The organism is Planococcus halotolerans (assembly GCF_003289955.1).
Classification (GTDB): Bacteria; Bacillota; Bacilli; order Bacillales_A; family Planococcaceae; genus Planococcus; species Planococcus halotolerans.
On the sequence record NZ_QLZR01000009.1, the window covers coordinates 50,404 to 69,013 of the forward strand.

Genomic DNA, 18,610 nt, shown 5'->3' on the forward strand with positions numbered 1-18,610 from the left:
AATGAAGGGAGGTACACACATGAACCGCCTAAAAGAAAAATATGTGAATGAAATCACTCCTGCTCTAGTTAGCAAGTTTGAATATGAATCAGTCATGCAGGCTCCAAAAGTTGATAAAATCGTTATCAACATGGGTGTCGGCGAAGCAGTCCAAAACACTAAATCACTTGATTCAGCTGTTGAAGAATTGCAGACAATCGCTGGTCAAAAACCAGTGATCACTAAAGCTAAGAAATCTATCGCTGGCTTCCGTCTTCGTGAAGGTATGCCAATCGGATGTAAAGTTACACTGCGCGGAGAGCGTATGTATGACTTCCTGGATAAATTGATTGCTATCTCACTTCCACGTGTACGTGACTTCCGTGGTGTCTCGAATAAATCATTCGACGGCCGCGGCAACTACACACTTGGCGTGAAAGAACAATTGATCTTCCCTGAAATCGATTATGATAAAGTTTCGAAAGTACGCGGGATGGACATCGTAATTGTAACAACTGCGAACTCTGATGAAGAAGCTCGTGAGTTATTGACACAATTCGGAATGCCGTTCCAAAAGTAAACGTGAGGGAGGCGTAAACGTGGCTAAAAAATCTATGATCGCAAAACAAAAACGCACGCCAAAGTTTAAGGTACAAGAGTACACACGCTGTGAACGATGCGGACGTCCGCATTCTGTAATACGCAAATTTAAACTTTGCCGTATTTGTTTCCGTGAACTTGCATATGTGGGACAAATTCCTGGCGTTAAAAAAGCCAGCTGGTAATCCCCTAATTTGGGAAGGAGGTAAATGTAATGACAATGACTGATCCGATTGCAGATATGCTGACACGCATTCGTAATGCTAATATGGTTCGTCACGAGAAATTGGAGCTTCCGGCTTCTAACGTGAAAAAAGACATCGCTGAGATTCTTAAGCGTGAAGGTTTCGTTCGTGACGTAGAATATGTTGAAGATGACAAGCAAGGCATGATCCGGATTTTCTTGAAATACGGATCGAACAACGAACGCGTTATTACTGGATTGAAACGTATTTCAAAACCAGGACTACGTGTTTACGCTAAAACTGACGAGGTGCCACGTGTACTAAACGGTCTAGGAATCGCTTTAGTATCTACATCACAAGGTTTGGTAACTGATAAAGAAGCCCGCGCGAAACAAATCGGCGGAGAAATCATAGCATACGTTTGGTAATAAGCAACAAACGAATGGAGGTGCAAAGAAATGTCACGTGTAGGTAAAAAACCAATCGAGGTACCTGCTGACGTTACGATCACTCTTGGCGACAAGAACGAAGTAACAGTTAAAGGTCCTAAAGGCGAGTTGACTCGCACATTTAACCAAGATATTACTATTTCTCTAGAAGATAACGTGTTGACTTTGACACGTCCTTCTGACTCTAAAGACCACCGCACAAACCACGGAACAAGCCGTGCGTTGCTAGCGAACATGGTTACTGGCGTTTCACAAGGATTCGAGCGTGCGCTTGAACTAGTGGGTGTCGGGTACCGTGCTCAGCTGCAAGGCAACAAGTTGGTTCTTAACGTAGGTTACTCTCACCCGGTTGAATTCACTCCGGAAGAGGGCGTCGAGGTTGAAGTCCAAGGAAATACTAAAGTCGTTGTAAAAGGTATCAACAAAGAACGTGTTGGAGCTCTTGCTTCTAACATCCGCGCTACGCGTCCACCAGAGCCTTATAAAGGTAAAGGGATCCGTTACGAAGGAGAAAACGTTCGCCGCAAAGAAGGTAAAACAGGTAAATAATGCTGCTTAGGCAGGCTGAAAGGAGTGACCTCAGTGATTACAAAACTCGATAAAAACGCATCTCGTAAAAAACGTCATGCACGTGTACGTTCAAAAATTACGGGTACAGCAGAACGTCCGCGTTTGAATGTATTCCGTTCGAATAAATACATTTACGCTCAATTGATCGACGATACAAATGGTGTAACACTTGCAAGTGCATCTTCAATGGATAAAGATTTTTCAGGAGATGTAACTGGCAACGTTGATGCAGCAGCAAAAGTCGGCGAAACAATTGCAAAAAATGCTACTGAAAAAGGTTTGAAATCAGTTGTTTTCGACCGCGGTGGTTATTTATATCATGGACGTGTCAAAGCTCTAGCAGAAGCAGCACGTGAAAACGGTTTAGAATTTTAAAAGAAGGAGGGACACATTTCATGCGTCGTATTGATCCAAACAAACTTGAACTTGAAGAACGCGTAGTTACGATTAACCGCGTAGCGAAAGTTGTAAAAGGTGGACGTCGTTTCCGTTTCTCCGCATTAGTTGTTGTAGGCGACAAAAATGGTAAAGTCGGTTTTGGTACTGGTAAAGCACAAGAAGTTCCAGATGCAATCCGTAAAGCTATTGAAGATGCGAAGAAAAACCTGATCGAAGTACCTATGGTTAAAGGTACAACTCCACATCTAGTAACAGGACGTTTTGGTGCAGGCCAAATCCTTATCAAACCTGCTTCACCTGGTACTGGTGTAATTGCCGGCGGACCTGTCCGTGCGGTACTTGAACTTGCAGGAGTACAAGATATTTTGTCTAAATCTCTTGGCTCAAACACACCAATCAACATGGTGCGTGCAACTATCAACGGTTTGACTCAACTGAAAAGTGCTGATGAAGTTGCAAAACTTCGCGGTAAAACTACAGAAGAGCTATTTAGCTAAGGAGGGAAAATACATGGCTACTAAACTAGAAGTTACCCTCACAAAATCTGTGATCGGCGCTAAACCGACACAACGCAAAACTGTACAGTCACTGGGTTTACGTAAAATGCATCAAACAGTCGAGCACCAAGACAATGCTGCTATCCGCGGTATGCTTGATAAAGTCGCTCACTTAGTAACTATTAAAGAAGTTTAATCCCTGATTTCTATAGAAGGAGGTGCCAACTAAATGAAACTTCATGAATTAAAACCAGCAGAAGGTTCACGCAGCTCAAGAAAGCGCATCGGACGCGGTATCGGTTCAGGTACTGGTAAAACAGCAGGTAAAGGTCATAAAGGTCAAAACGCTCGTTCAGGCGGCGGTGTCCGTCCTGGATTCGAAGGTGGCCAAAACCCGATCTTCCGTCGTTTGCCAAAACGTGGATTTACCAACATCAACCGTAAAGACTACGCGATCGTGAACTTGGATGTATTGAACCGTTTCGATGAAGGCACAGAAATTACACCTGCATTGCTTGTTGAATCTGGTGTTGTCAGCAACGAAAGATCTGGAATCAAGATCCTTGGTAATGGTAGTTTAGAAAAGAAATTGAATGTTAAAGCTCACAAATTCTCTGGATCAGCTAAAGAAGCGATAGAAGCTGCCGGTGGACAAGCAGAGGTGCTTTAATGTTTCAGACAATCTCTAATTTTATGCGCGTGACTGATATTCGAAATAAAATCATCTTTACATTATTGATGCTCGTCATCTTCCGTATCGGAACTTTTGTTCCGGTGCCGAATGTTGATGCATCAGTTTTGCAAGCTACTGATCAGATGGGTCTGATCGGATTCTTAAATACTTTCGGTGGAGGCGCCCTTGCTAACTTCTCGATTTTAGCGATGGGAATCATGCCTTACATTACAGCATCTATCATCGTGCAATTATTGCAGATGGATGTTGTACCGAAATTTGCTGAGTGGGCGAAACAAGGAGAAGTCGGAAGACGGAAACTTGCTCAATTCACTCGCTACTTCACAATCGTACTTGCCTTCATCCAGGCAATTGGTATGTCTTATGGCTTTAACCAAATGTATGGAGGAACATTGATTCAAAACGATACAATTTCAACTTACGTTGTTATTGCGATTGTTTTAACCGGTGGTACGGCATTTCTACTGTGGCTTGGTGAGCAGATTACGGCAAAAGGTGTGGGGAACGGTATTTCGATTATCATCTTCGCAGGGATTGTCGCTGCAGTACCAGGTGCAATTAACCAATTATATGCACAGCAGATCCAAGGAGCTGGCGATCAGCTTCCGATCAATATCGCTATCATGGCGTTGCTTGCATTAGCAGTTGTTGCCATTACGGTTTTGGTAATTTATGTTCAGCAAGCGCTGCGCAAAATTCCGATTCAGTATGCTAAACGCGTTGCTGGCCGTGGCCAGACGACAAGTGGGCAGCAAACGCATTTACCTTTGAAAGTGAACGCGGCCGGAGTTATCCCGGTAATCTTTGCAGTAGCGTTTATCATCACGCCTCAAACCATTGCTTCTTTCTTTGGTGCCAATGCATTTACGGATGCTGTACAAAATACGTTTGATTATACTCAGCCTGTCGGCATGATCATTTATGTCGCTCTGATTATTGCATTTACGTATTTCTACGCATTCATTCAGGTTAACCCTGAAAACGTTGCGGACAACCTGAAAAAGCAGGGTGCATACATCCCGGGAATCCGGCCGGGTAAAAATACACAGGATTATTTAACAAGTGTGCTTTACCGACTGACATTTGTCGGAGCTATCTTCCTTGCAGTCATTTCTGTTCTGCCGATTTTCTTCATTAATGTTGCGGGCTTGCCGCAATCAGCACAAATCGGTGGTACCAGCCTATTGATCGTCGTAGGGGTAGCGCTTGAGACAATGAAACAATTGGAATCGCAGCTTGTGAAACGTCATTATAAAGGCTTTATGAAATAAGATATTTGTGGTGGGAACGTGAGAACGTTCCTTATCCGCTTGTCTGAGGGGGCACTCCGTATGAATATCGTATTAATGGGTCTGCCTGGTGCCGGTAAAGGTACACAAGCAGACAAAATTGTTGAGAAGTACGACATCCCTCATATTTCTACAGGTGATATGTTTCGTGCCGCTATCAAAGGCGAAACGGAACTAGGCTTGAAAGCAAAATCGTTCATGGATCAAGGTGCTTTGGTACCTGATGAAGTGACTATCGGTATCGTCCGTGAGCGTCTTAGCAAACCGGATTGTGCAGAAGGCTTCCTTTTGGATGGCTTTCCTCGTACAGTTCCTCAAGCTGAAGCTCTAGAATCTCTTCTTGCTGATCTTGGCAAAAGAATCGAGCATGTCGTAAATATCCAAGTTGAAAAAGACGAATTGATTGCACGTTTGACAGGCCGTTGGATTTGCAAAATCTGTGGAACTGCTTACCATACTGTGTTTAATCCACCTGAAGTTCCAGGTGTATGCGACAAAGATGGCGGAGAGCTCTATCAGCGTGAAGACGACAAGCCTGAAACCGTCACAAAGCGTTTAGAAGTAAACATGCAACAAACTCAGCCGCTGCTTGATTTCTACGGAGACAAAGGCGTGCTGAAAAATATAAATGGCCAGCAGGACATTCAAAAAGTATTTGCTGACATTGATGCTCTTCTAAAGGGCGACCGAGGATAATCCCCGGCGCCGGGCGCAGTTAGTTGCCTCCATGCGGCTTTAAGGAGCACCGGAGATATGAATTTTCGAGAGCTGCAAAAGCTTGGTGCCTTATTATATGAAAGCCGGTGCGAGATGCATGCAGACCTGGTCTGAACCGTGCAATTCAGCACTGGAAATAGTATAATGGGTTTCGTGGAAGCATCTGTGTAACGGGTTTGGAACTCATCCTAAGCAGTCCGGGCGCTCGAGGATACGTGAGGCTGAAAAGCTTGACCGGATTATCCCGACCTGCTCATTGCGGGAAACGGAACCCGGAAGATGTCTTTTATATGGCACTCATGCAATCCTGGTGAATGAATAGAAAACAATTATTCAATCAGCAATTACTGTTCGAAGATGAGGGCTGACTTGTATACAGAAGGGAGACTGGGTCGATGGCGAAAGACGATGTAATTGAAATCGAAGGAACAGTCGTTGAGACTTTGCCTAACGCGATGTTTAAAGTGGAATTGGAAAATGGACATACGATTCTTGCGCATGTATCCGGCAAAATCCGCATGCACTTTATCCGCATTCTACCGGGAGACAAAGTTACAGTTGAACTATCTCCTTACGATTTAACACGCGGTCGTATCACATACCGTTTTAAATAATCTTTTGCACTCCGGACTACTAAGGAGGTTGGGTTAGATGAAAGTGAGACCATCTGTGAAACCGATCTGCGAAAAATGTAAAGTTATTCGCAGAAACGGAAAAGTCATGGTAATCTGTGAAAATCCGAAACACAAACAAAGACAAGGCTAATATTGAAGGAGGTGCATCGAACACATGGCACGTATTGCTGGTGTTGACATTCCGCGCGACAAACGCGTAGTTATTTCATTAACTTACATTTTCGGTGTTGGTAAAACAACTGCTCAGAAAGTACTTTCTGCTGCTGGTATCTCTGAAGATACACGAGTTCGTGATCTTACAGAAGATGAGTTGAACAATATCCGTGAACAATTGGATCAATACAAAATTGAAGGTGACCTTCGTCGTGAAGTATCAATGAACATCAAACGCTTGATGGAAATTGCAAGCTTCCGAGGTATCCGCCACCGCCGTGGACTACCTGTACGCGGTCAAAATACGAAGAACAATGCGCGTACGCGTAAAGGTCCTCGTAAAACTGTTGCGAACAAGAAAAAATAATCAGTAAAGGAGGTTTCTTCTTAACATGGCACGTAAACAACAAACTCGTAAGCGTCGTGTGAAAAAGAATATCGAATCAGGTATTGCTCACATCCGCTCAACATTCAACAACACAATTGTTACGATTACAGATATGCAAGGAAATGCAGTATCTTGGTCTAGCGCAGGTGCACTAGGATTTAGAGGATCACGTAAATCTACACCTTTCGCTGCTCAAATGGCTGCAGAAACCGCTGCTAAAACATCGATTGAACACGGTCTTAAAACTTTAGAAGTTACAGTTAAAGGTCCTGGTTCAGGTCGTGAGGCTGCTATCCGTGCGCTACAAGCTGCCGGACTAGAAGTTACAGCTATCAAAGATGTAACTCCAGTACCTCATAACGGTTGCCGTCCGCCAAAACGCCGTCGCGTATAATCGTTAATCTGAATAGGATTTTTGAACATCACGACTTACTGAATGTGTTCTGAATCGTTGCGAAAGTCTGTGACTATCGAATTCTTGGTTTAACGAAAAACACCGACGTTTTGAAGGAGGGTAAAATGAATGCTCGAAATAGAAAAACCAAAGATTGAAACGGTTGAGATCGATAGCAATGCCAAATTCGGCAAATTTGTTATTGAACCCCTTGAGCGTGGATATGGAACCACTTTAGGAAACTCCTTACGTCGAATCTTACTTTCATCTTTACCAGGTGCTGCTGTTACTTCTATTCAAATTGATGGTGTATTGCATGAATTCTCCACTGTTGAAGGTGTAGAAGAAGATGTTGCATCAATCATCTTGAATATTAAGAAACTGGCTCTGAAAATTTACTCTGACGAAGAAAAAGTCATTGAAATTGATGTAAAAGGTGATGGAACGGTTACGGCTGCAGATATTACTCACGACAGTGATGTAGAAATTCTGAATCCGGATCTATATATCGCAACAATCGCTAAAGGCGGTCACTTACGTATGCGCATGTATGCAAACAGAGGCCGTGGATACGCTCGTGCTGATCAGAACAAACGTGAAGATCTTCCGATTGGCGTTATCCCGATTGACTCTATTTATACTCCAGTTTCTCGCGTTAATTTCCAGGTTGAAAATACTCGTGTGGGCCAGTTGGCGCATTTCGATAAACTTTCACTTGATGTCTGGACAGATGGAAGCATCGGTCCTAAAGAGGCAATTGCGCTTGGAGCAAAAATCTTTACTGAGCATTTGAACATCTTCGTAGGATTGACGGATGAGGCACAAACTGCTGAAATCATGGTTGAAAAAGAAGAAGACCAAAAAGAGAAAGTCTTGGAGATGACTATCGAAGAGCTTGATCTTTCAGTCCGTTCTTACAACTGCTTGAAACGTGCGGGTATCAACACGGTACACGAACTGGCGAGCAAGTCGGAAGACGACATGATGAAAGTACGCAACCTTGGCCGCAAATCACTTGAAGAAGTCAAAGTGAAGTTGGAAGATTTGGGATTGGGCCTTCGCAAAGAAGACTGAGTTCAAAATCGGATCCGAACTATTTAACAAAGGAGGGAAACTTCAATGAGAAAGCTTCAACGTACAAGTTCTCAACGTAAAGCACTATTACGTGACCTTACAACAGACTTAATCGTACACGAACGCATTCAAACGACTGAAGCTCGTGCGAAAGAAGTGCGCTCGACTGTAGAAAAAATGATTACACTTGGTAAACGTGGGGATATTCATGCTCGCCGTAAAGCTGCAGCATACATCCGCCGTGAACTAGTAACAACTGCTGACGAAGAAGGCAACGAAAACACAATCTTTGCTTTGCAAAAATTGTTTGATGATGTTGCACCACGTTACGCAGACCGTCAAGGCGGCTACACGCGCATCATGAAAATGGGGCCTCGTCGCGGAGATGGCGCACCAATCGTTATCATCGAATTAGTTTAATTTCTATCTTCTGGGTCGATTTTGCCTCGGCATAATCGATTCTTCCGAAGAGGGTTCACACCCTCTTCTTTTAGCATAAGGATTTATACGACACATATGAAAAGCTGAGTGTTATGATGAGCGAGCCCTTACAGGCGGCGTCTTGTCTAGCTCTACGCACCTCATTCAACCCTGGCTTAAGCAACCAGGGAGCCATAGAGACAGAAAAGCGCATTTCTCTGAATGAGGTGCGCGCTTTTTTTATTTATTTTACATATGCTTCTTCTACCGAGTAGAGTAGAGATGAGATGAGCAAGAGGAGGTCAGCCTAGATGAATACGGAAATTTTGTCATTCGAAAACGTGACATTCACATATAATACAGAAGATGAAACAATGCGGCCTGCAGTGGAGAACGTCACCTTTTCCATAGAATCAGGGGAATGGATTGCACTGGTGGGCCATAACGGTTCAGGAAAATCCACGATGGCGAAGTTGATGAACGGCCTGTTGTTTCCTAATGAAGGAAAAGTGAAGGTCTTTGGGCACACTATGTCTGAAGAAACCTTATGGGATATCAGATCTCAAATGGGAATGGTTTTTCAGAATCCGGACAATCAGTTTGTCGGGGCGACGGTCCAAGACGATGTGGCTTTTGCTTTAGAGAATAATGGCGTTCCCCATGCACAGATGGTGGAACGGGTCCATGTAGCATTGAGCCAGGTTAAAATGGAAGATTATAAAGACCACGAGCCTCACCATTTATCCGGGGGGCAAAAACAGCGGGTGGCGATAGCTGGGGCACTTGCTATGCGTCCGAAACTGCTGATTTTGGATGAAGCAACTTCCATGCTTGATCCCCAGGGGCGGATGGAAGTCATTGAGACGATACGCCGTTTGAGGGAGTCGACCGGATTGACGGTCATCTCCATTACACATGACCTTGAAGAAGCGGCTCTGGCAGAACGTATCATCGTCATGAATCGTGGGCAGAAGCATGTGGAAGGCACACCTGCAGCTGTTTTCAATGAGGGCAGCGAGTTGACGGAAATGGGCTTGGATTTGCCTTTTGCAATGCGGATGACGCATTTATTGCAGGAGGCTGGAGTAGCACTTCAGGAAGAACATATGACAGAAGATAAGTTGGTGGATGAACTGTGGAAATATTACTCAAGGGCGTAGGCTATAGTTACGCTGAGGATACGCCATTTGAAAAAAGGGCATTGACGGACGTCAATCTCCATATTCCGTCAGGCTCCTATACCGCAATCATCGGTCATACGGGTTCCGGCAAGTCGACCGTTCTGCAGCACTTGAATGCGTTGTTGAAACCTACAGAAGGCGTTGTCATGATCGGAGACCGCAAAATCGAAGCGGGCGTAAAAGCCAAGGATCTGCGGAATGTCAGGCGGCAGGTGGGAATCGTGTTCCAGTTTCCTGAGCAGCAGCTTTTTGATGAAACTGTTTTAAAGGATATCATGTTCGGTCCATTGAATTTCGGTGTTCCTGAAAAGGAAGCTGAACGGCGGGCGCGGGAACTTGTAGTGCAATTGGGGCTGCCGGATGGTGTATTGGAGAAATCACCTTTCGATCTATCAGGCGGTCAAATGCGCCGTGTGGCCATTGCCGGTGTATTGGCGATGGAACCGGAAGTTCTCGTACTGGATGAACCGACAGCAGGTCTCGATCCGAGAGGGCGCAGAGAAATCATGGATTTATTCCATGAACTGCATATTACGAAGAACCTGACGACGGTATTGGTGACTCACAGTATGGAAGATGCGGCGAGATACGCTGATCGCGTCGCTATCATGCATAAAGGCCATTGCATGGTGACTGGTGAGCCTAAAGCGATCTTTTCGAATGAAGAGCAATTGCAGGATTACAGCCTTCAGCCGCCTCGCAGTGTCAGGCTGCAGCGTGATTTTGAAGAACGGACCGGATTGAAATTGGGCGAGATTTCATTAACTGAAGAAGTATTGGCGAAAAATATTGCGTTGGCCATGGCGGAAGGGAGCAGATCCCTATGATGGAGAAAATGATTTTCGGCAGGTTTATTCCTGGCGATTCAGTGGTCCATCGGATGGATCCGCGGGCAAAAATTCTGTTTGTCTTCCTGTTTATCGCCATTGTTTTTGTAGCCAATAATGCTTGGGGCTATGCTATATTGCTGGGATTCACGCTGCTGGTTGTCTTTCTTTCAAAGATTCGCCTGTATTTTTTGATAAACGGATTGAAGCCGGTCTTTATCCTATTGATATTTACATTCTTCCTGCATCTCTTTTTCACTAGGGAAGGGGATCTCTTATTCAGTTTCGGCTTTATTGAAATATACGAAGAAGGCTTAAGGCAAGGGATATTCATATCCATCAGATTCTTGGTATTGGTATTCATGACCAGTGTCCTGACGCTGACGACTTCGCCGATTTCGATAACGGACGGCATTGAAGTCCTGCTTGGCCCTTTTAAGAAGATTAAGCTGCCGGTGCATGAGTTGGCGCTGATGATGTCGATTTCTCTGCGTTTTATCCCGACATTGATGGATGAAACCGGCAAAATTTTAAAAGCGCAAATGGCGCGGGGTTCAGATATCGGCTCGGGTCCGATGAAAGAACGGGTCAAAGCGGTTGTGCCTTTGCTCATTCCTTTGTTTGTCAGTGCCTTTAAACGAGCTGAAGATTTGGCGACGGCCATGGAAGTGCGTGGCTACCGCGGCGGGGAAGGCAGAACACGCTATCGCCAGTTGAACTGGCAGTTGGCGGATACGCTCAGCCTGGTGCTGCTCGCAGGGCTGACAGCGGTGTTATGGTATTTCCGGGCGTAAGGAGAGAAACTATGAAACGAATGAAAGCGGTCATCGCTTATGATGGCTCGGGATTTGCGGGCTACCAGATACAGCCGGAGGCCCGGACGATCCAAAGGGAATTGATGAAAGTGCTGAAGAACATCCATAAAGGCCGTGATGTGCAAGTCGTGGCAAGCGGGCGGACGGATGCGAAAGTACATGCCACTGGCCAGGTGATTCATTTCGATACGGATTTCAATATACCGGTCGAAGGATGGTTAAAGGCGCTGAATGTGCTGTTGCCGGAAGATATCCGCGTTTCCTCTATTGAAGAAGCGGCACCTGAATTTCATGCGCGGTACCATACCATCGGTAAAACATACCGCTATAAATGGGACCGCAGCACAATCATCAGCCCATTTACACGGAATTATATGGTGCATCTGAAACAGAGGCCCGATGTCGATGCCATGCGCAAGGCGGCTAAAGCAATCCTGGGCACCCATGACTTTTCCAGCTTTTGTGCCGCGAATACAGGGGTAGTTGATAAAGTGAGGACTATCCGGCGTTTGGATTTCGAGGAACATGGCGAAGAATTGCATATGGTCATTGAAGGGTCCGGATTTCTCTATAATATGGTGCGCATCATCGCGGGCACATTATTTGAAGTGGGCATCGGAAAACGGAACCCGGAAGAGGTGGCTGAAATCATTCGTTCAGCTGATCGTGCGGCGGCAGGAAAGACAGCGGCTGCGCACGGTTTATACCTTGAAAATGTGGAGTACGAAAGCTGAAGCAACCATTCCAGGTGTTTTTAGAAAAACGCTTGACTTTCTGGGGCTGGCGTTATATGATGATGTATGGTATTTTCATTACCCCCACGATATGCCCCGGAAGGTTATTAGTGCTTGGGATAACGAAAAAACGGAACAGCGGAACACTGTATTTTTAACATTAAAAACGATACGATTTATTAGGAGGACAATATACATGCGTACAACATTCATGGCTAAAGGTCACGAAGTAGAGCGTAAATGGTTGGTTGTCGATGCAGAAGGGCAAACTCTTGGACGTTTAGCTTCTGAAGTCGCTTCAATCCTACGCGGTAAATACAAACCAACATTCACACCAAACGTTGACACTGGTGATCACGTAATCATCATCAACGCTGACAAGATCCACCTTACAGGCAAAAAGCTTACGGACAAAATCTACTACCGCCACACACAATTCAGCGGTGGTTTGAAACAGCGCACAGCTCTTGAAATGCGCACGAAATACCCAACGAAAATGCTTGAATTGGCTATTAAAGGGATGCTTCCAAAGAACTCTCTTGGACGCCAGACTTTCAAGAAACTTCACGTATATGCAGGACCGGAACACAACCATCAAGCACAACAACCGGAAGTTTACCAACTTCGCGGCTAATAATCAGTAAATAAGAGGAGGATACACCTTTGGCACAAGTTCAATATTTAGGCACAGGTCGCCGTAAAAATTCAACAGCCCGCGTCCGGTTAGTACCAGGAGACGGCACAATCACAATCAACAACCGCGACGTATCGGATTACGTTCCATACGAAACTCTTGAGCAAATCATCAAACAACCACTAGTAGCTACTGAAACTCTTGGAAGCTATGATGTTCTTGTAAACGTAAGAGGCGGAGGCTTCACAGGTCAAGCTGGAGCAGTACGCCACGGAATTGCACGCGCTCTACTTACTGTAGACCCTGCTTTCCGTCCAGCACTTAAATCTGCTGGATTGTTAACTCGTGACCCACGTATGAAAGAACGTAAGAAACCAGGTTTGCGTTCAGCTCGTCGTGCACCACAGTTCTCGAAACGTTAATCTATCAACGATTAAAGCCCTTTTCTCTAACCGAGAAGAGGGCTTTTTTTATGTTCTAAAATAGCTTGTGACCACCATTTGACCACCATATTTCTAAAGGGTCATATAATCGACGAAATTCTTGGTTGTTTCCTGTTTCCGTTCCTTTGTTATGTGAGTGTATAAATTCATGGTTGTATCGAGGCGTGCGTGTCCTAATCGTTCCTGGACATCTTTCATGGATGCACCAGATGCAAACAGCATAGAGGCATGTGTGTGGCGTAAGCCGTGTATTCCGATATCCTCGACGCTGATTCTCTTGCATAAACGGGACAAGACATCGTTAGGGTATGCGGATCGCATCGGTTTGAGGTCTTGTCGTGGAAATAAAAACTTTTCAATTTCCGGATTCCCGTTCTGCAGACGCAGCTCTTTATTCATTTTGACCAGCTGCTTCAGCAATTTAAAGGTGTGCTCATCCACTTCCACATCGCGATAAGAGTTTTTTGTTTTCGGCGTCATAAGAATATACTCTTTATTTCTCCAGAAAACCGTTCGGGAAACGCGGATGCTTCTGCTTAGATCAATTAAGTTATCTTCAAACAGACCTGACAACTCTCCTTTGCGCAGGCCGGTGACAAGAAATGTGCGAATCATAGCATAGTCTCGAAGCGGCATTTCTTGTTCGCCTTTACTGATCACTTTCTGGAACACCTCTTTCTCCCAGTATTTTATTACGGTTTCGTTATCGGCCAGAAACTTTTCTTCTTCTTGAGGATATTCAACCCGATCCATTGGATTGTTTGGGATGTACTCCTGCCTCACAGCGTATTTGAATACCAAACTGGCTTGAATTGTGTAGTCTCTATAAGAAGCCATGGTATCGGCCATCGTGTCCACATATTTTTGGCAATACACTGAAGTGATATTCTTTATTTTTAGTTTGGCAAAATGGGGAAGTATATGTTTTCGGAACTTTGACTCCTTTGTATAGCGGGTAGAAGGCTTAATAGTTTTCTTATGTTTGTCATACCATTCTACAAAAACTTCTTCAAAGGTAATGTCATCCCGCTTAAAATATCCCGCCTGCAGCTCTCTAAGCATCCTTTCGGCTTCTCGCTGTGCATCAGCCTTTCTCTTGAAACCACGCCTTGTGGTGGTCTTGCGCTTCCCTGTGGCCGGATCCTTTCCCACATCCATTTTAAACAGCCACTTTTCACCTTGCTTCGTCTCGTATTTCTCAAATGAAGCCACTGTTATCCCTCCTTTGTTCCATCGTTAAAGATTAGCTTGAATAGTTCCAGATGTCGGTCTATTCAATTCAGAAGAATTTCAGGGGTATCTACTTCAATTCTTGTGCCAAAACCATCACTATATCCCTCAACTTCTCCAACTAGCTCGCCCTCAATTTGATGGATACGTTTAAACACAGGATAAATTCCAGGGTTCTTCCGTTGGTGATTTCCTAATTCTTTTAAATGTATGTACTCGACTGTTCTCATTAAGTTCTTCTCCTTTTCAATGTATGTAATTTTTTAAGTAGTGCATTAAGCGTTTTTCGGCGAATTCTTTCTCCACACCGAAAGTCTCTTGGATCATCCATACGGTTCTTCTTTCATCACTAGGAAGATTCAGTTTTTGCAACATAAAAGTTGGAATACATAAATGTAAAGCAAAATTATCTGCTTTCCATTCCTGATACTCTCTCATCATCACACCAATAAGAGCTTGATCTCCTTCATGCCAACGAGCGTGACATAATTCATGGCCGAAATCTTGCCACTGGGATTTTTCTGCTTTTCTGCTATCGAGAAAGATATGCCCAGCTAGAAACATAGAATCAATTCCAAGATAATGCACGGATAATCCCAGTCTTGTTGAAACATTTTCAATGTTGAGTTGGTGAGGGTGATAAATATCAATCCCTTGTAAGAGTCGGCGGATGTATTCCTCCAGATGATTATAAGTTCTTTTCATGCTGCGCCTCTCCTTTCGATAAGAACACACGTTCTATTTATATTGTAAAAGAAAACCCTACTTTTGGAAAGTAGGGAATAATTTTAATGTTTTATTGAGCTAAGACCTTTGACTTTTCACTTTGGAATTCTTCCTCGGTTAAAATACCTTGTCCTTTCAGCTTAGCAAGTTGCTCCAGCTGCTGGTATTTGTCAGTCTGGGGGACAACGGGCGCTTGAGTAGTGCCTCCCCCTGATCTCGCAAGTGATATCTGCTTTCTTACACCGCTTAACATTTTTTCTAACTGCTTATCTTCTTTAATGTCGTCAAAGATTCTTTTTTCTCTTCCAGACATCACATGAAGTTCTTTTTTACGGAATCCATCGCTCTCTAAAGTAATACCAGTCATACTCTTGTAGTCCATAACTTCAAGATATTCTTTGCCTATTACATTAGATGAAAAAATTAATTTTTGATTAGTCGCTATTAATACGCCTTTAACTTCCTTCTTTTCGGACTTGTCAAATTCGGCGGGAACTGTAGAAAGTACAACTTCATTTTCTTCCAGCAAATTTTCCCGTACTCGATCAATAGCCCAAGAATATATACTTACGTTCATTTTATCTTCAAAACTTGGATCGGTTCCAAAGAATCGTTCTAAATGTGCTTGTTCAGCGGCTTTCTTAGCTTCCTTCTTTTCAGTACGAGCAGCACTATCTATAGCTCGTTGTTTTTCTTTAGCTTCCGCCTTTTCAGCACGCACTTGTTCTTTCTCCGCCTTTTCAGTATTAAGTCTTTCTTGCTCTTCTGCGCTTATCTCTTTCTTTCTGAAGAAACCCAAAATAACCTCTCCTCTGTTAGATAGATTTAGTAATAATGGTAGCACTAGATTGAAAAGTACTATATGTAAAACCTTGGATTATTTTTTATCCAAAGATTTTAAATATTCCCAGGCAGCTAAAAGTGCTTCTCGTCGTTCTTCAGAGCTTTCTTTGTATTCACTGTACAGTTTTGAAATTTTTGGATCATTTAAAAACTCTTCAAATTCAGCCATATCAGTAACAGTTTTATTTTTTTCTTCTCGTCCTAAAAGCTGATCAGTGGTTACATCCAAGGCATTTGCTATAGCTACTAATTCATGATCTCTTGCTGGGCGTTCGCCGGACTCTATTCTGTTCATAACGCTCACATTTAAATTTACTCTTCTAGCCAATTCACGCTGATTCCAGTTTTTAGATTCTCTTAGTTTAACTATGCGTTTACCTAAATCCATTTTTTCACCACTTTCTACTTATGCAACCTTATTTTATCACGTTTCTAAAATGGAAAAATATATATTTCTAAAACAGCAATAAAAAAGCTTGCATTTCTAAAATAGCAATGATATTGTTTGTGTAAGGGGTTGCTAAAACAGAAATTAAAGGAGGGGTGAAATGGAATCTTTAGATTTAACATTTATTAAAAACAGAAGAAATCAACTCGCTAAAACCTTACAAGATATGGCTGACAGTATGGAAATGAAGAATGCTTCTACTTACATGAAGTATGAAAACGGTACTTATGCATTCAAAGCAGAACAGTTGCCACAGTTAGCCAAAGTCTTGGAATGCAAAATATCGGATTTTTTTAACTCCGGTGTTGCTAAAACGGAAATTAAAATGAAAAAACACGCAGCAGTCTAATAAAGGAGGGGATTAAATGGGGGTTGAACAGGAAACGTTGCATCTTGGTGAGCAACGGAGAATACAAAAAGCCATTGCCGGTAAAGTCTACGAGCTGGAATCGAATCCTGCTGTTCATCCAGAACTTTTCAAGAAGCTGTACCGCGAAATAAAAAGCCGTTTTGAAGTTTCAACTTATAAGGAAGTTAAGCGCGAGGATCTGCAAGAAGTGATTCGATACATCGAAGGATGGGCGCCAAGAAAAGTTTCCTGAAAAGGAAGGAGGCAGGATTGCCCCCAGGAAGGAGGAAGAAACGTGGCAAAACAAGTGGTAACGATTGAAAGCCTGGAAGATCAGCTCTTTCAACTGAAGTTGGAGAAGATAATCCAACAAGCTTATGAGCAGGGAGTCAGAGACGCTCGTACAAAGTTTCATTTCCCTCATGTTTTGAAGAAGGAACATTTAGTTGAGATTCTTCAGGTAAAAGCTCCGACTGTAGACAAGCTTGTTGTTCATCCTGAGTTTCCGAGATTAGGTACCGTGAAAGGCAGATATCCGAGAGACAAGGTTTTTGAGTGGATTGAATCCAATACGGAATATGTGAATCAGTACCTATCTTAAATTCTACAAAACATCACTGAATAGAAACAGATACTCAATTATTCAAAAAGGAGAGGAATTCTATGGAGTTAAAAAAATCTGCACTAGCTGGTCCCGCATTAGAGCGGTTAATTGCTGCAAGTGGAATGAGCGGGGAAGAGATTGCTGAAAAGCTGAATATCTCCCCTCAGCATGGCAGCAACATAAAAAATAGTAGGCGAAACATGCAGGCAGACATTGCTCGGGAATCACTGAATTGTTTCGACAACCCTGCGTATTCAATGGATATCTTATACGAATTTTCGGGGGGTTATACGTCGCCTGTACTTAGAGGGAAAAATATCGAAGATCACCGGTTAGCTTTTTGGGTTAATGCTAAACAAGAAATCGCAGAAGGACTTGAAAAGTTAGAAGTAACGTCTCTGGCAAAGCCGCCAAGCGAAATGACGGCATTAGAAATGGACGGAGTCATAGCGATGATTGATGAACTAATCGAATCAAAGGTACACATCGACAATTTCCTGATGCGCGTACAAGTGGAATACGAAGTGTCGATTAAAGATCGCCTCAAATCCCTTAAGCCAAGGTGGAAAGCGAAAGGATGGTTGCAGTGATTGAATACGGAGAACCGTTACACATTTGGGGTTCATTTTATTTTATCGGATTGATTTTATTGATGATTGTATTGCACATTTACTTTCTTAAAAAAGCACAAAAAAATAGCAACTGATGCTCGAACATCAGCTGCCGAATTAAATATGTTAGCTATTTCAGTATAGCGAGAGCCTTGGCTCTCGTCAATAAGCTCGGGAATGCAATTCCCCCATGAATCGTTCCTGAGTTTATTGATGGGATTCAACCATCGGAAAGGAAGTGAATACATGCGGGCATACGGAAAGGCAGCCATCACTTTAGGTGAATTAGAGAAGTCGGAAAAGATGGCTGACATCAGGAGCGTCATTCAGGAAGTATCGGAAACTGGGGCTAATGTGGTTCTCGTCGTGAATGAAATGCTTGGAACGATTCGAGAAGGAATATTCATTGCCACCGTCCTTCGGAATGAAGGCTATGAAGTGAAATGGCATAAGCAAGGTATCTTAGTGACATTGTAAGGAGGACAGGAAGTGACTCAGGAAACCGTAGAAAGCATTCAGCACCGAGACATTAAGCGACTGGAAGCAATGGCTTGCAACCTGACGAGGGTTGAGGAAGTGAAGCTGATCCAGCGCATTATCAAAAAATCTTGTTCATCTTCTCCGGTTACAAATGAGTGGCTTGAACAGGAAATGATGGATTTGAGAGGAGCGAAAGTATGAAATATTTATTTCGCCTTTACACTGTTCACCGGAAGAAACTG

Annotated in this window: 33 protein-coding genes; 28 read left to right on the forward strand and 5 right to left on the reverse strand. The window is 43.5% G+C overall.

Going from position 1 to position 18,610, the window contains the following annotated elements; translation table 11 throughout:
* Positions 1-19: 19 nt before the first annotated feature.
* The 22 genes from rplE (at position 20) to rpsI (ending at position 13,056) form a co-directional block, all read left to right on the forward strand.
* Positions 20-559, forward strand: coding sequence for a 50S ribosomal protein L5 (gene rplE, locus DP120_RS16680; RefSeq protein ID WP_112224771.1), 540 nt, complete (start codon positions 20-22; stop codon positions 557-559).
* A gap of 19 nt (positions 560-578) precedes the next feature.
* Positions 579-764, forward strand: a complete 186-nt coding sequence (gene rpsN, locus DP120_RS16685; protein WP_084242180.1) for a 30S ribosomal protein S14 — start codon at positions 579-581, stop codon at positions 762-764.
* A 29-nt stretch (positions 765-793) separates the two neighbouring features.
* The gene (rpsH, locus tag DP120_RS16690; RefSeq protein ID WP_112224772.1) at positions 794-1,192 is read left to right on the forward strand and encodes a 30S ribosomal protein S8; all 399 of its coding nucleotides are present in this window, start codon (positions 794-796) and stop codon (positions 1,190-1,192) included.
* A gap of 30 nt (positions 1,193-1,222) precedes the next feature.
* Positions 1,223-1,762: a 50S ribosomal protein L6 gene (rplF, locus tag DP120_RS16695; protein WP_112224773.1), complete on the forward strand. Its 540-nt coding sequence runs from the start codon at positions 1,223-1,225 to the stop codon at positions 1,760-1,762.
* A gap of 33 nt (positions 1,763-1,795) precedes the next feature.
* The gene (gene rplR, locus DP120_RS16700; protein ID WP_112224774.1) at positions 1,796-2,158 is read left to right on the forward strand and encodes a 50S ribosomal protein L18; all 363 of its coding nucleotides are present in this window, start codon (positions 1,796-1,798) and stop codon (positions 2,156-2,158) included.
* Positions 2,159-2,178: 20 nt separating this feature from the next.
* Positions 2,179-2,679: a 30S ribosomal protein S5 gene (rpsE, locus tag DP120_RS16705; RefSeq protein WP_112224775.1), complete on the forward strand. Its 501-nt coding sequence runs from the start codon at positions 2,179-2,181 to the stop codon at positions 2,677-2,679.
* Between the two features lie 13 nt (positions 2,680-2,692).
* Positions 2,693-2,875 (forward strand): 50S ribosomal protein L30, encoded by a 183-nt coding sequence (gene rpmD, locus DP120_RS16710; RefSeq protein ID WP_112224776.1) that lies wholly within the window; start codon positions 2,693-2,695, stop codon positions 2,873-2,875.
* A 33-nt stretch (positions 2,876-2,908) separates the two neighbouring features.
* The gene (gene rplO / locus DP120_RS16715; protein ID WP_112224777.1) at positions 2,909-3,349 is read left to right on the forward strand and encodes a 50S ribosomal protein L15; all 441 of its coding nucleotides are present in this window, start codon (positions 2,909-2,911) and stop codon (positions 3,347-3,349) included.
* Positions 3,349-4,644, forward strand: a complete 1,296-nt coding sequence (gene secY, locus DP120_RS16720) for a preprotein translocase subunit SecY (RefSeq protein WP_112224778.1) — start codon at positions 3,349-3,351, stop codon at positions 4,642-4,644. The genes rplO and secY overlap by 1 nt, the downstream gene beginning before the upstream one ends.
* 60 nt (positions 4,645-4,704) lie before the next feature.
* On the forward strand, positions 4,705-5,358 hold the full coding sequence (locus DP120_RS16725; RefSeq protein ID WP_112224779.1) for an adenylate kinase: 654 nt from the start codon (positions 4,705-4,707) through the stop codon (positions 5,356-5,358).
* Positions 5,359-5,774: 416 nt separating this feature from the next.
* Entirely contained in the window at positions 5,775-5,993 is a 219-nt protein-coding gene (gene infA / locus DP120_RS16730; RefSeq protein WP_006828950.1) for a translation initiation factor IF-1, read from the forward strand.
* A gap of 37 nt (positions 5,994-6,030) precedes the next feature.
* A complete protein-coding gene (gene rpmJ / locus DP120_RS16735; RefSeq protein ID WP_006828951.1) occupies positions 6,031-6,144 on the forward strand; it encodes a 50S ribosomal protein L36 in 114 nt (37 codons plus the stop codon).
* A gap of 24 nt (positions 6,145-6,168) precedes the next feature.
* Positions 6,169-6,534, forward strand: a complete 366-nt coding sequence (gene rpsM, locus DP120_RS16740; RefSeq protein WP_033542779.1) for a 30S ribosomal protein S13 — start codon at positions 6,169-6,171, stop codon at positions 6,532-6,534.
* Between the two features lie 25 nt (positions 6,535-6,559).
* Entirely contained in the window at positions 6,560-6,949 is a 390-nt protein-coding gene (gene rpsK, locus DP120_RS16745; protein WP_006828953.1) for a 30S ribosomal protein S11, read from the forward strand.
* Between the two features lie 129 nt (positions 6,950-7,078).
* Positions 7,079-8,023, forward strand: coding sequence for a DNA-directed RNA polymerase subunit alpha (locus tag DP120_RS16750; RefSeq protein WP_084242171.1), 945 nt, complete (start codon positions 7,079-7,081; stop codon positions 8,021-8,023).
* Between the two features lie 45 nt (positions 8,024-8,068).
* Complete coding sequence (gene rplQ, locus DP120_RS16755; RefSeq protein ID WP_112224780.1) at positions 8,069-8,443, forward strand: 50S ribosomal protein L17; 375 nt, start codon at positions 8,069-8,071, stop codon at positions 8,441-8,443.
* A 311-nt stretch (positions 8,444-8,754) separates the two neighbouring features.
* Positions 8,755-9,603, forward strand: coding sequence for an energy-coupling factor ABC transporter ATP-binding protein (locus tag DP120_RS16760; RefSeq protein WP_112224781.1), 849 nt, complete (start codon positions 8,755-8,757; stop codon positions 9,601-9,603).
* The gene (locus DP120_RS16765) at positions 9,579-10,451 is read left to right on the forward strand and encodes an energy-coupling factor ABC transporter ATP-binding protein (RefSeq protein ID WP_112224782.1); all 873 of its coding nucleotides are present in this window, start codon (positions 9,579-9,581) and stop codon (positions 10,449-10,451) included. Before DP120_RS16760 ends, DP120_RS16765 begins: the two co-directional genes overlap by 25 nt.
* A complete protein-coding gene (locus DP120_RS16770; RefSeq protein ID WP_112224783.1) occupies positions 10,448-11,245 on the forward strand; it encodes an energy-coupling factor transporter transmembrane component T family protein in 798 nt (265 codons plus the stop codon). The genes DP120_RS16765 and DP120_RS16770 overlap by 4 nt, the downstream gene beginning before the upstream one ends.
* An 11-nt stretch (positions 11,246-11,256) precedes the next feature.
* Positions 11,257-12,000, forward strand: coding sequence for a tRNA pseudouridine(38-40) synthase TruA (gene truA / locus DP120_RS16775; RefSeq protein ID WP_112224784.1), 744 nt, complete (start codon positions 11,257-11,259; stop codon positions 11,998-12,000).
* Between the two features lie 196 nt (positions 12,001-12,196).
* Positions 12,197-12,634 carry a 50S ribosomal protein L13 gene (gene rplM / locus DP120_RS16780; protein WP_112224785.1) on the forward strand — a complete coding sequence of 146 codons (438 nt, stop codon included), beginning with the start codon at positions 12,197-12,199 and terminating at the stop codon, positions 12,632-12,634.
* Between the two features lie 29 nt (positions 12,635-12,663).
* Positions 12,664-13,056 carry a 30S ribosomal protein S9 gene (gene rpsI, locus DP120_RS16785; RefSeq protein ID WP_033542771.1) on the forward strand — a complete coding sequence of 131 codons (393 nt, stop codon included), beginning with the start codon at positions 12,664-12,666 and terminating at the stop codon, positions 13,054-13,056.
* Positions 13,057-13,149: 93 nt separating this feature from the next.
* On the opposite strand, the gene DP120_RS16790 is transcribed toward rpsI, so the two are convergent.
* The 5 genes from DP120_RS16790 to DP120_RS16810 form a co-directional block, all read right to left on the reverse strand.
* A complete protein-coding gene (locus DP120_RS16790) occupies positions 13,150-14,289 on the reverse strand; it encodes a site-specific integrase (RefSeq protein WP_112224786.1) in 1,140 nt (379 codons plus the stop codon).
* 62 nt (positions 14,290-14,351) lie between these two features.
* The gene (locus tag DP120_RS16795) at positions 14,352-14,537 is read right to left on the reverse strand and encodes a hypothetical protein (protein WP_112224787.1); all 186 of its coding nucleotides are present in this window, start codon (positions 14,535-14,537) and stop codon (positions 14,352-14,354) included.
* 16 nt (positions 14,538-14,553) lie between these two features.
* The gene (locus tag DP120_RS16800) at positions 14,554-15,012 is read right to left on the reverse strand and encodes an ImmA/IrrE family metallo-endopeptidase (protein ID WP_112224788.1); all 459 of its coding nucleotides are present in this window, start codon (positions 15,010-15,012) and stop codon (positions 14,554-14,556) included.
* A 91-nt stretch (positions 15,013-15,103) separates the two neighbouring features.
* On the reverse strand, positions 15,104-15,832 hold the full coding sequence (locus DP120_RS16805; RefSeq protein ID WP_165843820.1) for a PH domain-containing protein: 729 nt from the start codon (positions 15,830-15,832) through the stop codon (positions 15,104-15,106).
* Positions 15,833-15,910: 78 nt separating this feature from the next.
* The gene (locus DP120_RS16810) at positions 15,911-16,264 is read right to left on the reverse strand and encodes a helix-turn-helix domain-containing protein (RefSeq protein ID WP_112224789.1); all 354 of its coding nucleotides are present in this window, start codon (positions 16,262-16,264) and stop codon (positions 15,911-15,913) included.
* Between the two features lie 160 nt (positions 16,265-16,424).
* Between DP120_RS16810 and DP120_RS16815 the strand changes: the two genes are divergently transcribed.
* The 6 genes from DP120_RS16815 (at position 16,425) to DP120_RS16840 (ending at position 18,569) form a co-directional block, all read left to right on the forward strand.
* Positions 16,425-16,673 (forward strand): helix-turn-helix domain-containing protein, encoded by a 249-nt coding sequence (locus DP120_RS16815; RefSeq protein ID WP_112224790.1) that lies wholly within the window; start codon positions 16,425-16,427, stop codon positions 16,671-16,673.
* A gap of 16 nt (positions 16,674-16,689) precedes the next feature.
* Positions 16,690-16,926, forward strand: a complete 237-nt coding sequence (locus tag DP120_RS16820) for an ORF6C domain-containing protein (protein WP_112224791.1) — start codon at positions 16,690-16,692, stop codon at positions 16,924-16,926.
* 42 nt (positions 16,927-16,968) lie between these two features.
* A complete protein-coding gene (locus DP120_RS16825) occupies positions 16,969-17,274 on the forward strand; it encodes a hypothetical protein (RefSeq protein WP_112224792.1) in 306 nt (101 codons plus the stop codon).
* Between the two features lie 62 nt (positions 17,275-17,336).
* Positions 17,337-17,867, forward strand: coding sequence for a helix-turn-helix domain-containing protein (locus DP120_RS16830; protein WP_112224793.1), 531 nt, complete (start codon positions 17,337-17,339; stop codon positions 17,865-17,867).
* A 234-nt stretch (positions 17,868-18,101) separates the two neighbouring features.
* On the forward strand, positions 18,102-18,365 hold the full coding sequence (locus tag DP120_RS16835) for a hypothetical protein (RefSeq protein WP_165843821.1): 264 nt from the start codon (positions 18,102-18,104) through the stop codon (positions 18,363-18,365).
* 12 nt (positions 18,366-18,377) lie between these two features.
* Positions 18,378-18,569: a hypothetical protein gene (locus DP120_RS16840; RefSeq protein WP_112224795.1), complete on the forward strand. Its 192-nt coding sequence runs from the start codon at positions 18,378-18,380 to the stop codon at positions 18,567-18,569.
* Positions 18,570-18,610 lie beyond the last annotated feature (41 nt).

Excerpts from the sequence above, each read along its gene's own strand:
- rplE (WP_112224771.1), top strand. The coding sequence starts at position 20 with ATGAACCGCCTAAAAGAAAAATATGTGAATGAAATCACTCCTGCTCTA.
- rpsH (WP_112224772.1), top strand. The coding sequence starts at position 794 with ATGACAATGACTGATCCGATTGCAGATATGCTGACACGCATTCGTAAT.
- rplF (WP_112224773.1), top strand. The coding sequence starts at position 1,223 with ATGTCACGTGTAGGTAAAAAACCAATCGAGGTACCTGCTGACGTTACG.
- rpsE (WP_112224775.1), top strand. The coding sequence starts at position 2,179 with ATGCGTCGTATTGATCCAAACAAACTTGAACTTGAAGAACGCGTAGTT.
- rpmD (WP_112224776.1), top strand. The coding sequence starts at position 2,693 with ATGGCTACTAAACTAGAAGTTACCCTCACAAAATCTGTGATCGGCGCT.
- rplO (WP_112224777.1), top strand. The coding sequence starts at position 2,909 with ATGAAACTTCATGAATTAAAACCAGCAGAAGGTTCACGCAGCTCAAGA.
- secY (WP_112224778.1), top strand. The coding sequence starts at position 3,349 with ATGTTTCAGACAATCTCTAATTTTATGCGCGTGACTGATATTCGAAAT.
- DP120_RS16725 (WP_112224779.1), top strand. The coding sequence starts at position 4,705 with ATGAATATCGTATTAATGGGTCTGCCTGGTGCCGGTAAAGGTACACAA.
- infA (WP_006828950.1), top strand. The coding sequence starts at position 5,775 with ATGGCGAAAGACGATGTAATTGAAATCGAAGGAACAGTCGTTGAGACT.
- rpmJ (WP_006828951.1), top strand. The coding sequence starts at position 6,031 with ATGAAAGTGAGACCATCTGTGAAACCGATCTGCGAAAAATGTAAAGTT.
- rpsM (WP_033542779.1), top strand. The coding sequence starts at position 6,169 with ATGGCACGTATTGCTGGTGTTGACATTCCGCGCGACAAACGCGTAGTT.
- rpsK (WP_006828953.1), top strand. The coding sequence starts at position 6,560 with ATGGCACGTAAACAACAAACTCGTAAGCGTCGTGTGAAAAAGAATATC.
- DP120_RS16750 (WP_084242171.1), top strand. The coding sequence starts at position 7,079 with ATGCTCGAAATAGAAAAACCAAAGATTGAAACGGTTGAGATCGATAGC.
- rplQ (WP_112224780.1), top strand. The coding sequence starts at position 8,069 with ATGAGAAAGCTTCAACGTACAAGTTCTCAACGTAAAGCACTATTACGT.
- DP120_RS16760 (WP_112224781.1), top strand. The coding sequence starts at position 8,755 with ATGAATACGGAAATTTTGTCATTCGAAAACGTGACATTCACATATAAT.
- DP120_RS16770 (WP_112224783.1), top strand. The coding sequence starts at position 10,448 with ATGATGGAGAAAATGATTTTCGGCAGGTTTATTCCTGGCGATTCAGTG.
- truA (WP_112224784.1), top strand. The coding sequence starts at position 11,257 with ATGAAACGAATGAAAGCGGTCATCGCTTATGATGGCTCGGGATTTGCG.
- rplM (WP_112224785.1), top strand. The coding sequence starts at position 12,197 with ATGCGTACAACATTCATGGCTAAAGGTCACGAAGTAGAGCGTAAATGG.
- DP120_RS16795 (WP_112224787.1), bottom strand. The coding sequence starts at position 14,537 with ATGAGAACAGTCGAGTACATACATTTAAAAGAATTAGGAAATCACCAA.
- DP120_RS16800 (WP_112224788.1), bottom strand. The coding sequence starts at position 15,012 with ATGAAAAGAACTTATAATCATCTGGAGGAATACATCCGCCGACTCTTA.
- DP120_RS16810 (WP_112224789.1), bottom strand. The coding sequence starts at position 16,264 with ATGGATTTAGGTAAACGCATAGTTAAACTAAGAGAATCTAAAAACTGG.
- DP120_RS16815 (WP_112224790.1), top strand. The coding sequence starts at position 16,425 with ATGGAATCTTTAGATTTAACATTTATTAAAAACAGAAGAAATCAACTC.
- DP120_RS16820 (WP_112224791.1), top strand. The coding sequence starts at position 16,690 with ATGGGGGTTGAACAGGAAACGTTGCATCTTGGTGAGCAACGGAGAATA.
- DP120_RS16830 (WP_112224793.1), top strand. The coding sequence starts at position 17,337 with ATGGAGTTAAAAAAATCTGCACTAGCTGGTCCCGCATTAGAGCGGTTA.
- DP120_RS16835 (WP_165843821.1), top strand. The coding sequence starts at position 18,102 with ATGGGATTCAACCATCGGAAAGGAAGTGAATACATGCGGGCATACGGA.